Source organism: Aliivibrio sp. A6, from assembly GCF_028765505.1.
GTDB lineage: Bacteria > Pseudomonadota > Gammaproteobacteria > Enterobacterales > Vibrionaceae > Aliivibrio > Aliivibrio finisterrensis_A.
In genome coordinates, this window is sequence record NZ_JARACR010000153.1 from 1 (window position 1) to 347 (window position 347).

Annotated in this window: 1 protein-coding gene; it reads left to right on the forward strand. The window is 42.1% G+C overall.

The window, feature by feature from the left end; translation table 11 throughout:
• A partial coding sequence (locus PVK70_RS18975; RefSeq protein ID WP_274441716.1) for an IS3 family transposase occupies positions 1–313 on the forward strand: 313 nt, incomplete at its 5' end.
• Positions 314–347 lie beyond the last annotated feature (34 nt).

Consider the following 347-nt stretch of genomic DNA (forward strand, 5'->3'; position numbering starts at 1 on the left):
GTCACGTAAGCCCCCTAAGGGGCTTATTATCCACTCAGATCGCGGTGTACAATATCGCTCTCAAAAATACCAAGACTTTATGCGTAGACATGGCGGAGAGCCAAGCATGAGTCGTAAAGGTAACTGTTGGGATAACGCAGTAATGGAATCGTTTTTCAGTCGACTAAAAGTCGAACTGATTTATGCAGAAGATTATCAGTCTATAAATGAAGCTAGAGCTGGGATCTTCGAGTACATTGAAGTGTTCTATAACCGTAAAAGAAGGCACTCAGCGTTAGGCTATGTAAGCCCAGTTGAGTATGAAAATAAGTAAAATAGAGAGTGTCTACTTTTCGTGGGGTACTCCA